This window comes from Streptomyces sp. S3(2020), assembly GCF_013044505.1.
Taxonomy (GTDB): domain Bacteria; phylum Actinomycetota; class Actinomycetes; order Streptomycetales; family Streptomycetaceae; genus Streptomyces.
Map to the genome: position 1 here is coordinate 17,376 of NZ_JABERD010000021.1, position 17,118 is coordinate 34,493.

The following is a 17,118-nucleotide window of genomic DNA, read 5'->3' on the forward strand; positions in this document are numbered from 1 at the left end:
CATAGGGTGGCCGGATGCAGGACGAGTACCGCACAGTCGCCCACGCGGGCGTGCACGAGACCGAGGTCAACCGCTCCCGCTTCCTGTGCGCCCTCGCCCCTGCGGCCACGGAGCAGGAGGCCCAGGACTTCATCGCGTCCGTCCGCAAGGAGCACGCCGACGCCACCCACAACTGCTTCGCCTACGTCATCGGCGCCGACGCCGCGATTCAGAGGGCGAGCGACGACGGCGAACCCGGCGGCACCGCGGGCGTCCCCATGCTCCAGATGCTGCTGCGCCGCGACATGCGGTACGCCGTCGCCGTCGTCACCCGCTACTACGGTGGCGTCAAGCTCGGCGCGGGCGGCCTCATCCGCGCGTACGGCGGCGCGGTCGGCGAGGCCCTGGACGCCCTCGGCACGATCACCCGCCGCCGCTTCCGCCTCGCCACGGTCACCGTCGACCACCAGCGCGCCGGCAAGCTCCAGAACGACCTGCGCTCGACCGGCCGCGAGGTACGCGACGTGCGCTACGCCGAGGCGGTCACCATCGAGATCGGCCTCCCGGACACGGACGTCCCGGCCTTCGAGTCCTGGCTCGCCGACGTGACCGCCGGGACGGCCGGGTTCGAACTGGGCGGAGAGGCGTACGGCGATGCCTGAAAGGCCGGTAACCGCCCTGTTGTAAGACCCGGTCGTCGGTCTCGGGATCATGCGAAAGCGGAAGGGCGTCAGACGTATCTGTTGTCGCACCGTGAACTGCGCTTGTCACGGTGGGTGTGGTCACGACGGAGAAGCGACGGCCTGGTGGAGGGCGGTCCGGCCCGCCTGGATGGCGGGGTGCCCGCTGCTGCCGCGGCGTACGACGGTGAAGACGCGCCGGGTGCGCTGACCGCGCGGGAGTTGTCGCAAGGGCGTCGTCGGTGGTTGTCCGCTCCAGACGAGGTCGGGCAGGAGAGCGGCGGCGTGCCCCTGCTCCACGAGGCGGCGGTGGAGCAGGAGGTCGGTGCTCTCGAACCGGACATCGGGTTCGAAGCCGGCGTTGCGGCACAAGGTCATGGCCCAGTGCCGTGCGGCGGTGTCCTCGGGTTCCATCACCCAGGGGTGGTCCGCCAGCGAACGCAGTGCCGCCACCGGGGTCTCGGCGACGACCGGGGCGTCCGCCGGATCACCGGGGAGCTGCGGCAGGGCGAGGCGGAGGGGGTCGTCGAGCAGGTCTTCCTGTTCGAGCTCGGCGGGGCGCGGATTGGGGTTTCCGGGGTACTCCTCGGCGAGGACCAGGTCGAAGTCGCGGGCGAGGAGGGCCGGGAGAGCCTTCTCCGGTTCCGTCTGGGTGACGTGGACGCGCAGGTTCGGGTGCTGTTCGCGCAGCAGTCCGAGCGCGGTGGGAACGAGGGCCAGGGCGGCGGTCTGGAACGCGGCGATGCGCAGGGTGCCGGTCAGCTCGGTCAGGGAACCGGCGATGTCCGCCTCCGCGCGTTCCAGGCGTTGCAGGACCGCTTCGGTGTGGGCGACGAGGATCTCTGCCTGCTCGGTGAGCCGTACGCGCCGCCCGACCGGTTCCAGCAGCGTGACGCCCACTTCGGCTTCCAACTGCGAAAGCTGTTGCGAGACGGAGGAGGGGGCGTAGGACAGGGCGGTGGCGACGGCTGCCAAGGTGCCGCGGTGCTTGAGTTCCCGCAGCAGGCGCAGGCGGTGCAGGTCGAACATCGTCGGGTGGCCCTTCCTCACTGCCGCGGAGAGAACTGAATGCTCGGTTTTTCCGATGAGTATAGGTCGGAAACATTCGCTGGACCGATCACGGGAAGGTGGCGGACCCTGAGCGAGTGACCAAGAGGACTTCCACTTCACGTACGTTGCCGTGGTTCGCGCGGCCCGGCGCCCGTACGTGGCGCTGCGACGCCGTACCCGCAGAGGTGCGCGCCTTCCACACGACCCTGCCCGACTACGCGCCCACCCCGCTGACCGAACTCCCCGCCCTGGCAGCCGAGTTCGGGGTCGGCCGGGTCGTCGTCAAGGACGAGTCGAGCCGTCTCGGACTGCCGGCCTTCAAGGCGCTGGGCGCGTCCTGGGCCGTCCAGCGAGTCCTTGACGACCGGGCCGCCGGCGGTGCCGCGCCGGGCCCGGTGACGCTGGTGACCGCCACCGACGGCAACCACGGCCGGGCGGTGGCCCGCATGGCGCGGCTGCTCGGCCAGCAGGCCCACGTCTTCGTCCCGCGGGGTGTGCATCCGGCGGCGGTCGCGGCCATCGTCGCCGAGGAGGTCGAGGTCACCGAGGTTCCCGGACCGTACGACGAGGCCGTACGCCTGGCCGCCGAGGAGGCAGCCGTGCCGGACGCGGTCCTGGTCCAGGACACCGCCTGGCCGGGCTATGAACGGATCCCGGGATGGATCGTCGAGGGCTACTCCACCCTCTGCGCCGAGATCGACGAGCAGTTGACGGCCGCCGGGGTCGTCGGGGGACCGGACCTCGTCGCCGTACCCGTGGGTGTGGGGTCACTGGCCCAAGCCGTGATCGCCCACTACCGCAGCCGCCCCTCGGGGCACGCCCCCGCGCTGCTGTCCGTCGAGCCGGAGGCCGCGGCCTGTGTCCTCGAAAGCCTCACCCGCGGCGAACCCGTCAGTGTCACCACAGGCGACACCACCATGGCCGGCCTGAACTGCGGCACCCCCTCCAGCATCGCCTGGCCCTACCTGCACGGCGGCCTCGACGCCGCGGTCGCCGTCACGGACGCCGACAGCGCCCGCGCGGCCGAGGATCTCGCCGCCTTCGGTGTCTCCTCGGGCCCCTGCGGGGCAGCGACGCTCGCCGGCCTGCGGGCGGCGCTCACCGGCGAGGGCGCCGAGGAACGCCGTACGGCTCTTGGCCTCGGGCCGGCCTCGGTCGTCGTACTGCTGAGCACCGAGGGCACGGCCGCCAACCCGCGTTCCGCCACCGACCACTGAAGTCCCGATCCGCGAGAGACCCCTGAGCTGAACCCCCGCACCTGCTTCACCCCACCCCCGACCGGCTCGATCAGGAGGAGGCCGATGACGTGCTGACCCCGCTCACGGCCGCGACCGGCGTCCTCGCCTGGCCGGGCAGCTACGTGCTCCTGCTGCCCAAGGCCGGTCCTGTCCTCCAGAGGCCGCGGATCAGCCGTGCGCTCGGCCGACGAGCAGTCACCACCACCCACCGCTTCCACCACCGTCTCGGGAGACAGCCCATGAGCAGCCCCACCCCCGACACCGTCACGGTCAACGGCGACCGCCTGTGGCAGTCCCTGATGGCTCTCGCCGAGATCGGCGCGTACGACGACGAGCGCACCGGCCTGCGCGGCGTCGACCGTCTCGCCCTGACCGACGCGGACGCGGCCGGCCGTCGCCTGGTCATCGGGTGGATGGAAGAGGCCGGACTGGCCGTCCGCGTCGACCGGATGGGGAACATCTACGGCCGCCGCGAGGGCACCGACCCCACCGCGCCCCCCGTACTGACCGGCTCGCACATCGACAGCGTCGCCACCGCGGGGGCCTTCGACGGCTGCCTGGGCGTCCTGGGCGGCATCGAGGTCGTCCGCACCCTGAACGAACGTGGCATCACCACCCGTCGCCCGATCGAGGTCGGCGTCTTCACCGAGGAGGAGGGCGTCCGCTTCGGCACCGACATGCTCGGCAGCGCCGTCGCCGCGGGCCGCCTGACCCTGGAGTACGCCCACGCCCTGACCGACCGCGACGGCCGTACCCTCGGCGGGGAACTCGCCCGCACCGGCTTCGACGGCCCCGTCGACGTACGGCTGGACCCTCCGTACGCCTACGTCGAGTGCCACATCGAGCAGGGCCCGGTGCTCGCCGAGAACGACGTCGAGATCGGCGTCGTCACCGCGGTGCAGGGCATCTCCTGGCAGGAGATCACCGTCCACGGCCGTGCCGCCCACGCCGGCACCACCCCCACCCACCTGCGCGCCGACGCGGGGCTCGCCGCCGCGCAGATCGTCGTCCACCTGCGGGCCCTGGTCGACTCCGGTGACTACGGCGACCTGCGCGCCACCGTCGGCCACCTGATGGTCCACCCGGACCTGACCAACATCGTCCCGGCCCGCGCCGAGATGACCGTCGACCTCCGCAACCCCGACGACGTCCAGATGGCCCGTGCCGAGGAGGCCCTGGCCTCGTTCCTGCGCGACCTGGAGGACAGCCGGCCGGGCCTGTCCCTGTCCGTCCGGCGGATGGCCAGGACGGCGTACGTCCCCTTCGACGAGGGCGTGCGGAAGGTCATCGCGCGGGCCGCCGACGACCACGGCCTCGATCACATCTCCCTGCTCTCCGGTGCCGGTCACGACGCCCAGGAGATCGCCGCGCTCTGCCCGACCGCCATGATCTTCGTGCGCGGCGAGTACGACGGCATCAGCCACAACCCCCGCGAGTACTCCACCCCCGAGGCCTGCGCCCACGGCGTCGACGTCCTGGCCACCACCCTCCTGCGCCTGGCCGACCAGGACTGACCAGCCACGACCGATGCGCAAGAGCCGCATTCCGAGAGGCACCCATGCTCCCCGAGACGTTCTCCGCTCCCGACCGCCCGGACTCCGACCCCACCGGTCTGCTGGCCAGGCTGATCGCCATCGACTCCGTCAATCCCGACCTGGTACCCGGCGGCGCCGGCGAGACCGTAGTCGTGGACCTCTGTAGCCAATGGCTGACCGCCCGCGGGTTCGAGGTCCACCGGCTGGAGAAGCGACCCGGCCGGCCCTCGCTCGTCGCCGTCGCCCGCGGTACCGGCGGTGGCCGTTCGCTGATGCTCAACGGCCACCTCGACACCGTCAGCCTCGCCGACTACGACGGAGACCCGCTCCACCCGCGGATCCACGACGGCAGGATGTACGGCCGCGGCACCTTCGACATGAAGGGCGGCATCGCGGCCATGATGGTCGCCGCCGCCCGCGCCACCGCCGACGGCCCCCTGCGCGGCGATGTCATCCTCGCCTGCGTCGCCGACGAGGAGCACGGCAGCTTCGGCACCGAGGAGGTGCTGGAGTCGTTCACGGCCGACGCGGCGATCGTCACCGAGCCGAGCCACCTCGAAGTCACCCTCGCCCACAAGGGCTTCGTCTGGTTCGACGTGGAGATCGAGGGCCGTGCCGCGCACGGTTCCCGCCCCGACCTCGGCATCGACGCCATCGCCAAGGCCGGGCACTTCCTCGTCGCCCTGGAGGCCCTGGGCCGGCGCCTGGCCCAGGGGCGGGCGCATCCCCTCCTGGGCAGCGGCACCGTGCACGCCTCGGTCATCCACGGCGGCGAGGAGGCGTCCACCTACCCGGCGAGCTGCCGCATCACCCTGGAACGCCGCACCGTCCCCGGCGAGAACGCCGACAGCGTCGAGCGGGAACTGGCCGCCGTCCTCGACGAACTCTCCGACAGGGTCCCCGACTTCCGCTCCCGGCTGACCCGTGGCCTGCACCGCGAGCCGTTCGAGGCCGACACCGAGGCACCCATCGTCCGCACGCTCACCCACCACGCCGAGCAGGCCCTCGGCCACCCGCCCGTGGTACGCGCCGAGCCCTTCTGGACCGACTGCGCCCTCCTGGACCGGGCCGGCATCCCCTGCCTGCTCTTCGGCGTCGACGGCGAAGGCGCCCACGCGGCCACCGAGTACGTCGACCTCGCCTCCCTGGACCGCCTCACCGGCATCCTCACCGCCACCATCACCGACTTCTGTTCCTGAACCCCGCGGCCGGCCCCGATGGGACCCGGGCCCGGCACGGAACGAAACGCGCATCACCATGACCACGCCCGCACTCGTCCCCGGGATGTCAGCGGCAGACGGGCGACCTACTGAGCTTCCCCGTCCGGGGCCTCCGCGACGGTGATGACGGGGAGGACGAGCCGTGCGCCGGTGATGCCTCCGACGGTGAGGCTCTGCGTGCTCGGGGTCCGTTTCGTCGTGAGCCACGGGTTGCTCTCGGTGCCCGGGTGTGCGGCGGAGTGGGGGAAGTCGCTCGACTGGATCTGCAACTGGAGACAGTGGCCCTCGCGGAGCCGGTAGGCGTTGTCGTCCAGGGCAAGGGTCAAGGCATCACCCGCCCGCGCGGACAGAACGGCGCGGCCCCACGAGATCGGGTGTGTGGTGCCGTCGGGGTGCACATCCTGGAGCTTCGCGAAGACGTGCGTGGACGGCGCCGAGAAGGAGACGCGCCCCGTGAGGACCGGCTGTCCGGCGAAGTCGAGGTGCTCGGTGAGGGGTTCGGTCCGGAAGGTCAGCACGTCGGGGCGGTCCGCGAGGTCACGCTCGTCGGGGTAGGCCGCGAGGAGGTACCAGATCGCCTCGATGCCGGTGCTCGACGGGACGGGGTGGTCCGGGTCGTGGACCCACGTCAGCGACGTCGCCTCCTCGTCCGGTTCGCCGTTCAGGAGGTAGGTTCCCGTGCCGTGGGCGGAGAGGTGGAAGGCGCGCGGTTCGCTCGGCGGCGGGTACTCCGGCGAGGACTGCCAGCCGACGTGTCCGACGTGCCACCGGGCGCGCGGGCGGGGGGCGTCGGCCGTACGCCGTTGAGATGCTCGTCGAAGAAGTCCGCCACCTCACCGCACTCGGTCTCGATCTTCTCGGCGAGGGCGGTGCCACTGAGGTACGGGTTGCGCTCGTCCCCGGCCCCGACGTCCTGGAGCAGGTAGCCGGAGTGGTCGGCCGATCCGACGCGGAGGTGGTGCAGGTCGCGGGTGCCGGCCAGGGAGCGGAAGTGCCGCCAGTCGCGCAACCCCAGGGGGGCCAGGCCGGGGTCGTACCAGTTCTGCCAGTGCAGGATCGGGACGGAGGTGGTGTGGTACGGGTGCCGGTCGCCGTACGGGTTGTACCACCCCTGGTCCACGGAACGCTCCAGCATCTCCGTGGCCGCCCGGCACTCGCCGATCCGCGCGCGGGCCGCGGCGACGATGTTCTCGACGGAGTCGGCGCTCCAGTCGATCTCGGCGAGATAGCCGTTGTTGCCGGTCCAGATCTGGAGGAGGTCGTTGAGGCCCGCGAGGTAGGGGATCTGCCGGCCCCACTGCGCTCCCACGTGCCCGGCGGCCATGTCGATCCCCGTCACCATCGGGACCGCCGCCCTGATGGCCGGGTGGCCGCTCGCCACGGCGGCCCAGGTGGTGAAACCGTAGTACGACTGGCCGGTCACTCCGACGCGGCCGTTGGACCAGGGCTGTCGGGTGATCCACTCGACCGTGTCGTAGCCGTCGGCGACGTCGTGGGCGTAGGGGAGCGTCTCGCCGCCCGAGCGGAACTTGCCCCGCACGTCCTGGGTCACGAACGCGAATCCGCGTGCGCGGTAGTACTCGGCCTCGAAGGCGAGGGCGGTGTAGCGGCTCGACTTGTCGTAGCAGGTCCGCACGAGAATGACCGCATGGGCGGTCGCGTGGTCCGGCAGGTAGACGTCCGTGGCGAGTTCGACTCCGTCAGGTCGGCGTCAGGTTCGGGCGTCGGCAGCAGTCGGCCCATCGCCTGCCCAAACGCGTCCGCACCCGCATCGGAGACCCCCTCGATGCGGTAGACCACCGGCTGGGTTCCGCCCAGCAGTTCGATTTCGACGGCGCGTCCCTCCACCCGTACCTCCGCCACGGCATCCACCGGTATGCGCAGCTCCTCGGCGGAGCTCCGCAGCACCACCGTCTGACCCTCCAGGCGGAGCGCCGTGCGCCCCTTTCCCCGCAGCACCAGTGCGGCAGCCGTCGTCGCCATCCCCGTGACTCCCCCTCGACAGCCCTCGACAGCCCTCGACAGCCCGCGACGGGCCCGTCCCCAAGAGCGCGGCATCCACACTGACAGGCGATCTTGGGCGCAGGCAACCGCCCACGACCAGTGCGAGTACGAGACCGCTGAAGCCGGGGTGTTCGGCGTCGGCAAGGAATGAGGGGCATTTCCAGTGAGGGAGTGACGGACATTTCCAGCGGTCCGCTGCTCGGCGTCACCCTGTGGTGTGAGGTCAGCGGGGAATCAGGTGCCGGCAGGCGTTAGCGTGGTGGGTGCCGATCGGCGTGGTCGTGCTGGTCGGTTCTGGTTCCAGGGGTGTCATGGGGGTAAATGTGCAGGTCGGGGTAGTTTGATGAGAATCCTGCACACTTCCGACTGGCATCTCGGCCGGGCGTTCCACCGGGTCAACATGCTCGGGGCGCAGGCCGAGTTCATCGGTCACCTCGTCACCACCGTGCGCGAGCGCGGGGTGGACGCCGTGGTCGTGTCGGGGGACGTGTACGACCGGGCGGTGCCGCCGCTGGCCGCGGTGGAGCTCTTCGACGACGCCCTGCACCGGCTGGCCGACCTCGGGGTGCCCACGGTGATGATCTCCGGGAACCATGACTCCGCCCGCCGGCTGGGGGTGGGAGCCGGCCTCATCGACCGTGCGGGCATCCATCTGCGGACCGAGCCCGCGGCGTGCGGGACACCGTTGGTGCTCGCGGACGCCCACGGCGACGTGGCCTTCTACGGGCTGCCGTATCTGGAACCGGCGCTGGTGAAGGACGAGTTCGGCGTGGACAAGGCCGGCCACGAGGCGGTGCTCGCCGCCGCCATGGACCGCGTCCGCGCCGACCTCGCCACGCGCGCGGAGGGAACCCGTTCCGTCGTCCTCGCGCACGCCTTCGTCACCGGAGGCGAGGCCAGCGACAGCGAGCGGGACATCACGGTCGGCGGCGTGGCCGCGGTCCCCGCCGGTGTCTTCGACGGCGTCGACTACGCGGCGCTGGGGCATCTGCACGGCAGCCAGACCATCACCGAGCGCGTGCGCTACTCGGGCTCCCCGCTGCCGTACTCCTTCTCCGAGGCCGACCACCGCAAGAGCATGTGGCTGATCGACCTGGACGCCGGGGGCGCGCTGACCGCCGAGCGCCTCGACTGCCCGGTGCCCCGCGCGCTGGCCCGCATCCGCGGCACGCTGGAGGACCTGCTCGCCGACCCGGACCTCGCCCGCCACGAGGAGGCGTGGGTCGAGGCGACCCTCACCGACGCGGTCCGCCCCGCCGACCCCATGGCCCGTCTCACCGAACGCTTCCCGCACACCCTCAGCCTCGCCTTCGACCCCGAGCGGACCCCGGACGACCCCGACGTGTCCTACGCCCAGCGGCTCGCGGACCGCAGCGACCAGGAGATCGCCGAGGACTTCGTGGCCCATGTGCGCGGCGCGGGGCCCGACGAAGACGAACAGGGCGTGCTGCGGGACGCGTTCGACGCGGTGCGCGCGGACGAGGCGGTACGGGAGGTGGCGCGGTGACGCCGCGCGCGACGAGGACAGGGGAGGGCGCCCGGTGAGGCTGCACCGTCTCGACATCACCGCGTTCGGGCCCTTCGGCGGCTCCCAGAGCGTCGACTTCGACGAACTGTCGGCCGCCGGACTCTTCCTCCTGCACGGACCGACCGGCGCGGGCAAGACCTCCGTCCTGGACGCCGTCTGCTACGCGCTCTACGGCGCCGTTCCCGGTGCTCGGCAGAGCGGCCAGGGGATGACCCTGCGCAGTGACCATGCCGCTGCCGAGACCCGTACCGAGGTCCGTCTCGAACTGACCATCGCGGAACGCCGGTTGGAGATCACCCGGCAGCCGCCCTGGGAGCGTCCCAAGAAGAAGGGGCGGCCTGGGACCACGGTCGACAAGGCCCAGAGCTGGCTGCGCGAGTACGACGCCCGGGCCGGTACCTGGAAGGACCTCAGCCGTTCCCACCAGGAGATCGGCGAGGAGATCACCCAGCTGCTCGGCATGAGCCGCGAACAGTTCTGCCAGGTCGTGCTGTTGCCCCAGGGCGACTTCGCCCGCTTCCTGCGCGCCGACGCCGAGGCGCGTGGCCGCCTCCTCGGCCGGCTCTTCGACACCCACCGTTTCGCCGAGGTCGAGAAGCGCCTCGCCGAACGCCGCCGCGCCACCGAGACCCAGGTACGCGACGGCGACACCGAACTCCTCGCCGACGCCCACCGTATGCAGCAGGCGGCCGGCGACGCGATGGAACTGCCGGACACGGCACCGGGAGAGCCGGGCCTCGCCGAAGCCGTACTGTGCGCCGCGGCCGTCGCCCGCAGTACCGCCCGCGAGCAACTCGGCATCGCCCGCGGCCGGCTCACCGCCGCCGAGTCGGGGCAGGCCGGCGCCGAGCGCGCCCTGGCCGACGTACGCGAACTGGCCCGGCTCCAGCAGCGGTTCACCCAGGCGCGGGAGCGGGCCACCCTGATGGAGGAGCGCTCCGACAACTACCGGCAGGCGCTCGTACGGATGGAGCGGGCGCGCAAGGCGGAAGCCGTGAAGCCCGCGCTGGACTTGCGGGAGGCCGCCGACGCCGAGCACCGTCGGGCGGGCGCCGCCCAGGCACACGCGCGTGGTCTGTTGCCGGACACCTTCACGGACGCCGGTGCGTCCGGGCTCGCGTCCGCCGCCCGGCGGGCCGCGGAGGAGCTGGGCGGGCTGGAGTCGGCGCGCCGGGGTGAGCAGCGGCTGGCCGAACTCGTCGCCGAGCGGGAAGGGCTGGACCGTCAGGAGCGTGCGGACGAGGACGTTCTCCAGGACGCGGCGGCCTGGCTCGCCGGGTGGGAGACGATCCGCGCCGGGTTCCAGGCCCGGATCGACTCCGCGCAGGAGGCCGCGACGAGGGCCGAGCAGCTCGGCGTGCAGCGCGAGCCCGCGCAGAAGCGGCTGAACGCGGCCCGGATGCGGGACCAGTTGGCCGGCGACACGGACACGATCGCCGAGCGCGTCCGCCAGGCCCAGGAGGACGCGCTCGCGGCCAAGGCGCACTGGCTCGACGTCAGGGAACAGCGCCTGAACGGCATCGCCGCCGAGCTCGCCGCGCGGCTCGCGGACGGTGAGCCCTGTGCCGTCTGCGGTTCGCCCGACCACCCGGCCCCGGCCCGCAAGGACGCCGGGCACGTGGACCGGGAGGCCGAGGAGCGCGCGCTGGCCGCCTACCAGCAGGCGGACGAACGGCACGTCGAGCAGGAACGGCGCCTGGGCACCGTACGGGAGGCGCTGGCCGCCGCCACGGCAGAGGCGGGGGACACCCCCACCGGGCAACTCGCCTCGGCGTTCGAGGAGTTGGAGCGGCTGTACGCCCAGGCCCACCGGGACGCCTCGGACCTGCACCCCGCGCGCGAGGAACTCCGCCGTGCCGAGGCCGAGCACGAGCAGCGGGCCACCGCACGGCAGCAGGCCGAGGTCCGGGCGGCCTCCCGGGTGGGGCACCGGGAGCGGCTTGACCAGGAACGGGCCCTGCTGGAGGGGGAGTTGACCCAGGCGCGGGGCCCCGCCGACAGCGTGGCCGCACGGGCCGCCCAGCTGGAGCGGCAGACCGCGCTGCTCACCGACGCCGCCGACGCCGCGCGCGCCGCCGAGGACTCCGCCCAGCGGCTCAAGGACGCCGACGCCCGACTCGCGGACGCCGCGTTCCGGGCCGGCTTCGACACCCCGCAGGCGGCGGCCGACGCCCTCCTCGACGACGCGGCCCACCGTGACCTCCAACGGCGGCTGGACGCCTGGCAGTCCGAGGAGGCCGCCGTGCGGGCCGTCCTCGCGGAGCCCGAGACCGCGGACGCCGCCCGGCAACCGGCCGCCGACCTCGCGACGGTGGAGCGGGGAGCGGCCCTCGCGGGCCAGGGGGTGCGCGACGCCGCCTCCGCGCGCGACGCGGCGGCCCGGCGCTGCACCGACCTCGACCGGCTCTCCACGCGCGCGGCCGGCTCCGTACGACGGCTCGCCCCGCTGCGCGAGGAGTACGACCGCGTGGCCCGCCTCGCCTCCCTCGCCGCGGGCACTTCGGCGGACAACGAGCGCAAGATGCGCCTGGAGTCGTACGTCCTGGCGGCCCGCCTGGAACAGGTCGCCGCCGCCGCGACCGTCCGGCTGTTGCGGATGTCCTCCGGCCGCTACACCCTCGTCCACTCCGACGACCGGGCGGGGCGCGGCCGCAGCGGGCTCGGGCTGCATGTCGTCGACGCCTGGACCGGCCGTGAGCGGGACACCGCGACGCTGTCCGGCGGCGAGACGTTCTTCGCCTCGCTCGCCCTCGCCCTCGGGCTCGCGGACGTCGTCACCGACGAGGCCGGCGGGGTCCGCCTGGACACCCTCTTCATCGACGAGGGCTTCGGCAGCCTCGACGACCAGACCCTCGACGAGGTCCTCGACGTCCTCGACTCCCTGCGCGAGCGGGACCGCAGCGTCGGCATCGTGAGCCATGTCGCGGACCTGCGGCGCCGTATCCACGCGCAGTTGGAGGTCGTGAAGGGCCGGGCCGGGTCGGCGCTGCGGCAGCGCGGCACGGAGTGAGTCAGCGGCCCAGCGGGCGGCGGGGGAGCGGCGAGGAGTACACGACGCTCGTGGTCACCGAGCCCAGCGAGCCGATCTTGCCCGACACCTCCTCCAGGTGCCGCATCGAGCGGGCGGCGACCTTGATGACGAAGCAGTCGTCGCCCGTGACGTGGTGCGCCTCCAGGATCTCAGGGGTCACCTCCACGAGGTCGTGGAACGGCTTGTAGTTGCCGTTCGGGTACCGCAGCCGTACGAACGCCAGGATCGGCAGCCCCAGCCGGTCCGGGTCGACCACCGCGGAGTACCCCTGGATCACCCCCGCCTCCTCCAGGCGGCGTACCCGCTCGGTCACCGCGCTCGGGGACATGGAGACGGCCCGGGCGAGCTCGGCGAAGCTGGCCCGGCCCTCCCGCTGGAGGACATCGAGAATGCGCCAGTCGGTGGCGTCCGGGGAAAACGCGGTCATACACGAGAGATAGCAGGGGATTCACCGGCCGATCAAGCCGAAGGCCGGGGATCGACACTTCTGAATCATGATCATCGGCCATAGATTTCTGGTCGTGGCGATACGCCGCGAGAACCGCCAGGGAAAGGCCAGAGCATGAGCACCAGCACCGCCGTCGTCAACCCCGTCCTGCGTGTCGCCCCCGCGGCTCCGGCCGAGGCCGCCGCCTACTTCCGTGCGAGCCTCGTCTTCCACGCCGACGTGTCCGACGTCGCCGCCGCCCTCGCCGCCGAAGGCGACCCCGGCTTCGTCGTCCTCGACTCCCGCTCCACCGAGGCCTGGGACCAGGGCCACATCCCGGGCGCCGTCCACCTGCCGACCGCGCTCGTCGCCGAGCAGGCCGAGCAACTCCTCGACAGGAACGTGCCGGTCGTGACGTACTGCTGGGGCCCCGGCTGCAACGGCGCCACCCGCTCGGCCCTCGCTCTCGCCGAACTCGGCTACCAGGTCAAGGAGATGCTCGGGGGCTTCGAGTACTGGGCGCGCGAGGGCTTCGGGTTCGAGACCTGGGAGGGCACGGAGCGCCGGGACGCGGACCCGCTCACGGCGCCGGTGGGTGCGGAGAACTGCGGGTGCTGAGTCTGGCGTTGCGTCGCAGGGCCATGTTGGTGAACCTGGCGTTACGCCGTGGAGTGGTGCGGTTGAACCGGGCCGTCCGCGCACGGGCACGGTAGCTGAATCCAGTGTTCCGCTTTTTGGTATCCGCCGACGCGCGCTGTCATGCACGCGGTAGATTCCGCGCCATGGTGCGATACGCGGAGCCGGGCGCGGCGGAGTGGGTCGAGTCCGGCGGCGGGCCGCTGATAGCGGTGCCCGAGACGGTGCTTCCGTTCTGGGCGGGGGCCGACGGCGACGAACTGGCCTCGGACTACGACCGGGCCTGCGAGGTGGACGGATACGTCGGGCTGCTGCCCGTCGGGGACAGCGCGGCGCTCGTGCTCGGCGACGAGCCCGCCTCCACCACGTATCTGCCGGACCACGGCATCTTCGTGCGGTGGTCCGCGGGGGAGTCCGAGGAACTGCTGCTGGCCGAGGTGCCGGCGGCGCTCGACACCGCCGTGTGGGGGCCCGAGGTGGCCTGGAACGTGCCGGGACCCGTGCTGCTGTTCGACGCCGCCTGGCCCGGCAACGACACCCTGCGCACCGACCATGTGTGGATCGCGCTGGACCCCGGCCGCTACGCGGTGCGCGCGGCGCAGGTGCGGCCCGGTCCGGAGACCTGGCTGGGACTCGTACAACTCAGGCCCCTGGCGCACGGATAACCACGTGCGCCGCAGGGGCGCCCTGACCATCATGGGCGTCCATGCCACGACTCCCGCACCCCGCCCCCGAAGACCTCCGCCGCGACCCCCTGCCCCTGCGAGGACGCACCGCCCTGGTCACCGGCGCCAGCAGACGCGGCGGCATCGGGCACGCGGTCGCCCGACGGCTGGCCGCGTACGGCGCGAGCGTCTATCTGCACCACCATGTGCCGCACGACGCCGCCCAGCCGTGGGGCGCCGACCGCCCCGAGGACGTCCTCGCCTCCGTCCGCGCCGCACTCGCCGATCCGCGGTCCCGCATCGAAGCGGGCCCCGGTGACCTGACCGACCCGGGCGCACCCGCCGAACTGATCGGCACCGCCGCCGCCGCGCTCGGCGGCCCCCTCGACATCCTGGTCGCCAACCACGCCCTCAGCGGCAGCGACGGCACCCTCGACGAGATCGACGCGGCCATGCTCGACGCGCACTGGGCGGTCGACACCCGCTCGGTGCTGCTGCTCGTGCAGGCCTACGCCCGGCACCGCCCGGACACGCCGGGCGGCCGGATCGTGATGATGACCTCCGGCCAGGACATCGCCGGCGGCATGCCCGGCGAGATCGCCTACGCCCTCCAGAAGGGCGCCCTGGCCTCCGTCACCCGCTCGCTGTCGACGACACTCGCCGAGCGGGCGATCACGGTGAACACCGTCAACCCCGGCCCCGTGGACACGGATTACCTGACCGGCGAGGCCTACGAGGCCGTCGCGGCCCGCTTCCCCGCCGGCCGCTGGGGCATGCCGGACGACCCGGCCCGCCTCATCGCCTGGCTGGCGACGGACGAGGCGGGCTGGGTCACCGGACAGGTGATCGACTCGGAGGGCGGGTTCCGCCGCTGAACCCGCTGCCGGGTCAGAGCGCGGAGAGTTCGTCCACCAGGTCGTCCAGACCGAGTGACCCCTGCGAGAGGGCCGCCATGTGCCACGCCTTGAGGTCGAAGGCGTCGCCGTGGCGGCTCCGCGCGTTCTCCCGGCCCAGCAGCCAGGCCCGCTCGCCCAGCTTGTAGCCGATCGCCTGCCCCGGGATCGTCAGATAGCGGGTCAGCTCGCTCTCCACGAAGTCCGCCGTTCGGCTGCTGTGCGCCCCGAAGAACTCCTGCGCCAGGTCCGGCGTCCACCGCTCGCCCGGACGGAACGGCGAGTCGGCCGGGATCTCCAGCTCCAGATGCATGCCGATGTCCACGATGACCCGCGCGGCCCGCATCATCTGCGCGTCGAGATAGCCCAGCCGCTGCTCCGCGTCCGTGAGGAACCCGAGCTCGTCCATCAGCCGCTCCGCGTACAGCGCCCAGCCCTCGGCGTTGGCGCTGACGATGCCGACCGTGGCCTGGTAGCGGGAGAGGCTGTCGGCGACGTGCACCCACTGCGCGAGCTGGAGGTGATGGCCCGGGACACCCTCGTGGTACCAGGTCGACACCAGGTCGTACGCCGGGAAGCGGGTCTGGCCCATCGTCGGCAGCCAGGTGCGGCCCGGGCGGGAGAAGTCCTCCGACGGCGGCGTGTAGTACGGGGCCGCGGCGCCGCCGGGCGGGGCGATGCAGGACTCCACCTTCCGCACCCGCTCGGCGAGTTCGAAGTGGGTGCCGTCCAACGACTCCATCGCCTGGGACATCAGACCCTGGAGCCAGTCCCGGACCTCGTCGACACCCTCGATGTGCTTGCCGTGCTCGTCGAGGTGCGCGAGCGCCACCCAGGGCGTCCCGGCGCCGGGAAGGATCTTCTCGGCCTCCTTCTTCATCTCGGCGAGCAGCCGATGGTACTCGGACCAGCCGTACGCGTACGCCTCGTCCAGGTCGAGGTCCGTGCCGTTGAAGTAGCGCGACCAGTGGGCGTAGCGCTCACGGCCCACCGTGTCCGGCGCGCCCTCGATCGCCGGCGCGTACACGTCCCGCATCCAGTCCCGCAGCTCGGCGACCGACGCGGTCGCGGCACGGGCGGCCTCCTCCAGCTCGGCGCGCAGCGCCTGGGGACCGTCCGCCGCGAAGTCCTCGAACCAGCCGCGGCCCTCACCCGTGTCCGCCCACTCGGTGAGCTGCTCGACGAAGGTGGCCGTGGGGCGCGGGGACGCGTACAGCTTGCGGTCCAGACCGAGCGCGAGGGACTCCCGGTACCCGGCGTACGCGTCCGGCACGGCCCGCAGCCGCTCGGCGATCGCCGACCAGTCCTCGTCCGTTTCCTGAGGTGTCACGGTGAACACCTCGCGCACCGAGTGCGCCGCCGTCGCCATGTTGCCGACCGAACGCAGGCCCTCGTCCGCCTCGTGCACCGCGAGCTCCGCGGTGAGCCGCTCGCGCAGCAGCCGGGCGCAGCGCCGCTCGATGTCGCTGTCCGCACCGGGCTGCCGCTCGGCCTCGGCGAGCCGGGCGAGCGTGGCCCGCTGCAACTCCGCGAGCGCCTCCTGGCCCGCCGGCGAGGTGTCGGGCAGCCTGCTCGAACTCTCCTTCACGCCGAGGTACGTACCGGTGATCGGATCGAGGGCGATCAGGTCGTCGACGTAGGCGTCGGCGACCTCGCGGGGCAGCGGGCTCTTGGTCTCTGACATGCGGTCCATCCTCATACGGGGGGCCGCCGCACGTCACGCGGATTGAGCCGAGGGCGTAGGCGGCAGCAGCGGTCCGCAGTCCCACTGCTGGAAGATCAACCGCGTCTCCACCCGGGCCACCTCACGATGCGCGGTGAACCCGTCCAGGACCAGCCGCTGCAGATCCGTCATGTCCGCGACCGCGACATGGACCAGATAGTCGTCCGGCCCGGTCAGATGGAACACGGTCCGCGACTCCGGAAGCGCCCGGATGCGCTCCACGAACGGCCCCACCAACTCCCGCCGATGCGGCCTGACCTGCACGGACAGCAGTGCTTCGAGGCCGCGCCCCAGCTTCGCGGGATCCAGCCGCAGCTGATGGCCGAGGATCACCCCGGCGCGCCGCAGCCGCGTCACCCGGTCCAGACAGGTCGACGCCGCGACCCCCACCTGGGCGGCGAGGTCGCGATAGGTGGTCCGGGCGTCGTTCTGCAACAGCCGCAGAAGATGAAGGTCCACCGGATCCAGTACGACAGATTCGGCCATCAACCGAACGTAGCACGGTGTAC

At 72.5% G+C, this 17,118-nt stretch carries 13 protein-coding genes and 2 pseudogenes; 9 read left to right on the forward strand and 6 right to left on the reverse strand.

All coding sequences use genetic code 11. The features are described 5' to 3' along the window. Positions 1 to 14: 14 nt before the first annotated feature. The gene (locus tag HLK59_RS09915; RefSeq protein WP_171140951.1) at positions 15 to 641 is read left to right on the forward strand and encodes a YigZ family protein; all 627 of its coding nucleotides are present in this window, start codon (positions 15 to 17) and stop codon (positions 639 to 641) included. 120 nt (positions 642 to 761) lie between these two features. On the opposite strand, the gene HLK59_RS09920 is transcribed toward HLK59_RS09915, so the two are convergent. After that, positions 762 to 1,688 carry a LysR substrate-binding domain-containing protein gene (locus HLK59_RS09920; RefSeq protein WP_171140952.1) on the reverse strand — a complete coding sequence of 309 codons (927 nt, stop codon included), beginning with the start codon at positions 1,686 to 1,688 and terminating at the stop codon, positions 762 to 764. 116 nt (positions 1,689 to 1,804) lie between these two features. Here HLK59_RS09920 and HLK59_RS09925 point away from each other — a divergent pair, with 116 nt between their 5' ends. From HLK59_RS09925 to HLK59_RS09940, 3 genes are all read left to right on the forward strand, one after another. Beyond that, a complete protein-coding gene (locus HLK59_RS09925) occupies positions 1,805 to 2,926 on the forward strand; it encodes a diaminopropionate ammonia-lyase (RefSeq protein WP_171140953.1) in 1,122 nt (373 codons plus the stop codon). Between the two features lie 89 nt (positions 2,927 to 3,015). After that, positions 3,016 to 4,461: a M20 family metallo-hydrolase gene (locus tag HLK59_RS09935; protein ID WP_346779687.1), complete on the forward strand. Its 1,446-nt coding sequence runs from the start codon at positions 3,016 to 3,018 to the stop codon at positions 4,459 to 4,461. Positions 4,462 to 4,505: 44 nt separating this feature from the next. Then, a complete protein-coding gene (locus HLK59_RS09940) occupies positions 4,506 to 5,681 on the forward strand; it encodes an ArgE/DapE family deacylase (protein WP_171140954.1) in 1,176 nt (391 codons plus the stop codon). Positions 5,682 to 5,788: 107 nt separating this feature from the next. Here HLK59_RS09940 and HLK59_RS09945 read toward each other — a convergent pair. Together HLK59_RS09945 and HLK59_RS09950 are read right to left on the reverse strand one after the other, a co-directional pair. Further along, positions 5,789 to 6,451, reverse strand: a pseudogene (locus HLK59_RS09945) (CocE/NonD family hydrolase); the annotation flags it as partial. Next, positions 6,364 to 7,392: pseudogene (locus tag HLK59_RS09950) on the reverse strand (CocE/NonD family hydrolase); the annotation flags it as partial. The pseudogenes HLK59_RS09945 and HLK59_RS09950, both read right to left, overlap by 88 nt. 657 nt (positions 7,393 to 8,049) lie before the next feature. Between HLK59_RS09950 and HLK59_RS09955 the strand changes: the two are divergent. Both HLK59_RS09955 and HLK59_RS09960 read left to right on the forward strand, forming a co-directional pair. Then, positions 8,050 to 9,213, forward strand: coding sequence for an exonuclease SbcCD subunit D (locus HLK59_RS09955; protein ID WP_171140955.1), 1,164 nt, complete (start codon positions 8,050 to 8,052; stop codon positions 9,211 to 9,213). Positions 9,214 to 9,247: 34 nt separating this feature from the next. Further along, positions 9,248 to 12,244 carry an SMC family ATPase gene (locus HLK59_RS09960; protein ID WP_171140956.1) on the forward strand — a complete coding sequence of 999 codons (2,997 nt, stop codon included), beginning with the start codon at positions 9,248 to 9,250 and terminating at the stop codon, positions 12,242 to 12,244. Between the two features lies 1 nt (position 12,245). Here the strand turns inward: HLK59_RS09960 and HLK59_RS09965 are convergent, their stop codons facing one another. Continuing rightward, positions 12,246 to 12,692 carry an Lrp/AsnC family transcriptional regulator gene (locus HLK59_RS09965; RefSeq protein WP_171140957.1) on the reverse strand — a complete coding sequence of 149 codons (447 nt, stop codon included), beginning with the start codon at positions 12,690 to 12,692 and terminating at the stop codon, positions 12,246 to 12,248. Positions 12,693 to 12,827: 135 nt separating this feature from the next. Between HLK59_RS09965 and HLK59_RS09970 the strand changes: the two genes are divergently transcribed. The 3 genes from HLK59_RS09970 (at position 12,828) to HLK59_RS09980 (ending at position 14,868) form a co-directional block, all read left to right on the forward strand. Then, entirely contained in the window at positions 12,828 to 13,310 is a 483-nt protein-coding gene (locus HLK59_RS09970; RefSeq protein WP_171140958.1) for a rhodanese-like domain-containing protein, read from the forward strand. 164 nt (positions 13,311 to 13,474) lie between these two features. Then, positions 13,475 to 13,993, forward strand: coding sequence for an immunity 21 family protein (locus HLK59_RS09975; protein WP_171140959.1), 519 nt, complete (start codon positions 13,475 to 13,477; stop codon positions 13,991 to 13,993). A gap of 41 nt (positions 13,994 to 14,034) precedes the next feature. Beyond that, positions 14,035 to 14,868 (forward strand): SDR family oxidoreductase, encoded by an 834-nt coding sequence (locus HLK59_RS09980; RefSeq protein ID WP_171140960.1) that lies wholly within the window; start codon positions 14,035 to 14,037, stop codon positions 14,866 to 14,868. A 13-nt stretch (positions 14,869 to 14,881) separates the two neighbouring features. On the opposite strand, the gene HLK59_RS09985 is transcribed toward HLK59_RS09980, so the two are convergent. Together HLK59_RS09985 and HLK59_RS09990 are read right to left on the reverse strand one after the other, a co-directional pair. After that, positions 14,882 to 16,570: a DUF885 domain-containing protein gene (locus tag HLK59_RS09985; protein ID WP_171140961.1), complete on the reverse strand. Its 1,689-nt coding sequence runs from the start codon at positions 16,568 to 16,570 to the stop codon at positions 14,882 to 14,884. Between the two features lie 33 nt (positions 16,571 to 16,603). Then, positions 16,604 to 17,095 carry an Lrp/AsnC family transcriptional regulator gene (locus HLK59_RS09990; protein ID WP_171140962.1) on the reverse strand — a complete coding sequence of 164 codons (492 nt, stop codon included), beginning with the start codon at positions 17,093 to 17,095 and terminating at the stop codon, positions 16,604 to 16,606. Positions 17,096 to 17,118 lie beyond the last annotated feature (23 nt).

Coding starts and splice junctions, on each gene's coding strand:
- HLK59_RS09915 (WP_171140951.1), top strand. CDS start 15: ATGCAGGACGAGTACCGCACAGTCGCCCACGCGGGCGTGCACGAGACC.
- HLK59_RS09920 (WP_171140952.1), bottom strand. CDS start 1,688: ATGTTCGACCTGCACCGCCTGCGCCTGCTGCGGGAACTCAAGCACCGC.
- HLK59_RS09940 (WP_171140954.1), top strand. CDS start 4,506: ATGCTCCCCGAGACGTTCTCCGCTCCCGACCGCCCGGACTCCGACCCC.
- HLK59_RS09955 (WP_171140955.1), top strand. CDS start 8,050: ATGAGAATCCTGCACACTTCCGACTGGCATCTCGGCCGGGCGTTCCAC.
- HLK59_RS09965 (WP_171140957.1), bottom strand. CDS start 12,692: ATGACCGCGTTTTCCCCGGACGCCACCGACTGGCGCATTCTCGATGTC.
- HLK59_RS09970 (WP_171140958.1), top strand. CDS start 12,828: ATGAGCACCAGCACCGCCGTCGTCAACCCCGTCCTGCGTGTCGCCCCC.
- HLK59_RS09975 (WP_171140959.1), top strand. CDS start 13,475: ATGGTGCGATACGCGGAGCCGGGCGCGGCGGAGTGGGTCGAGTCCGGC.
- HLK59_RS09980 (WP_171140960.1), top strand. CDS start 14,035: ATGCCACGACTCCCGCACCCCGCCCCCGAAGACCTCCGCCGCGACCCC.
- HLK59_RS09985 (WP_171140961.1), bottom strand. CDS start 16,570: ATGTCAGAGACCAAGAGCCCGCTGCCCCGCGAGGTCGCCGACGCCTAC.
- HLK59_RS09990 (WP_171140962.1), bottom strand. CDS start 17,095: ATGGCCGAATCTGTCGTACTGGATCCGGTGGACCTTCATCTTCTGCGG.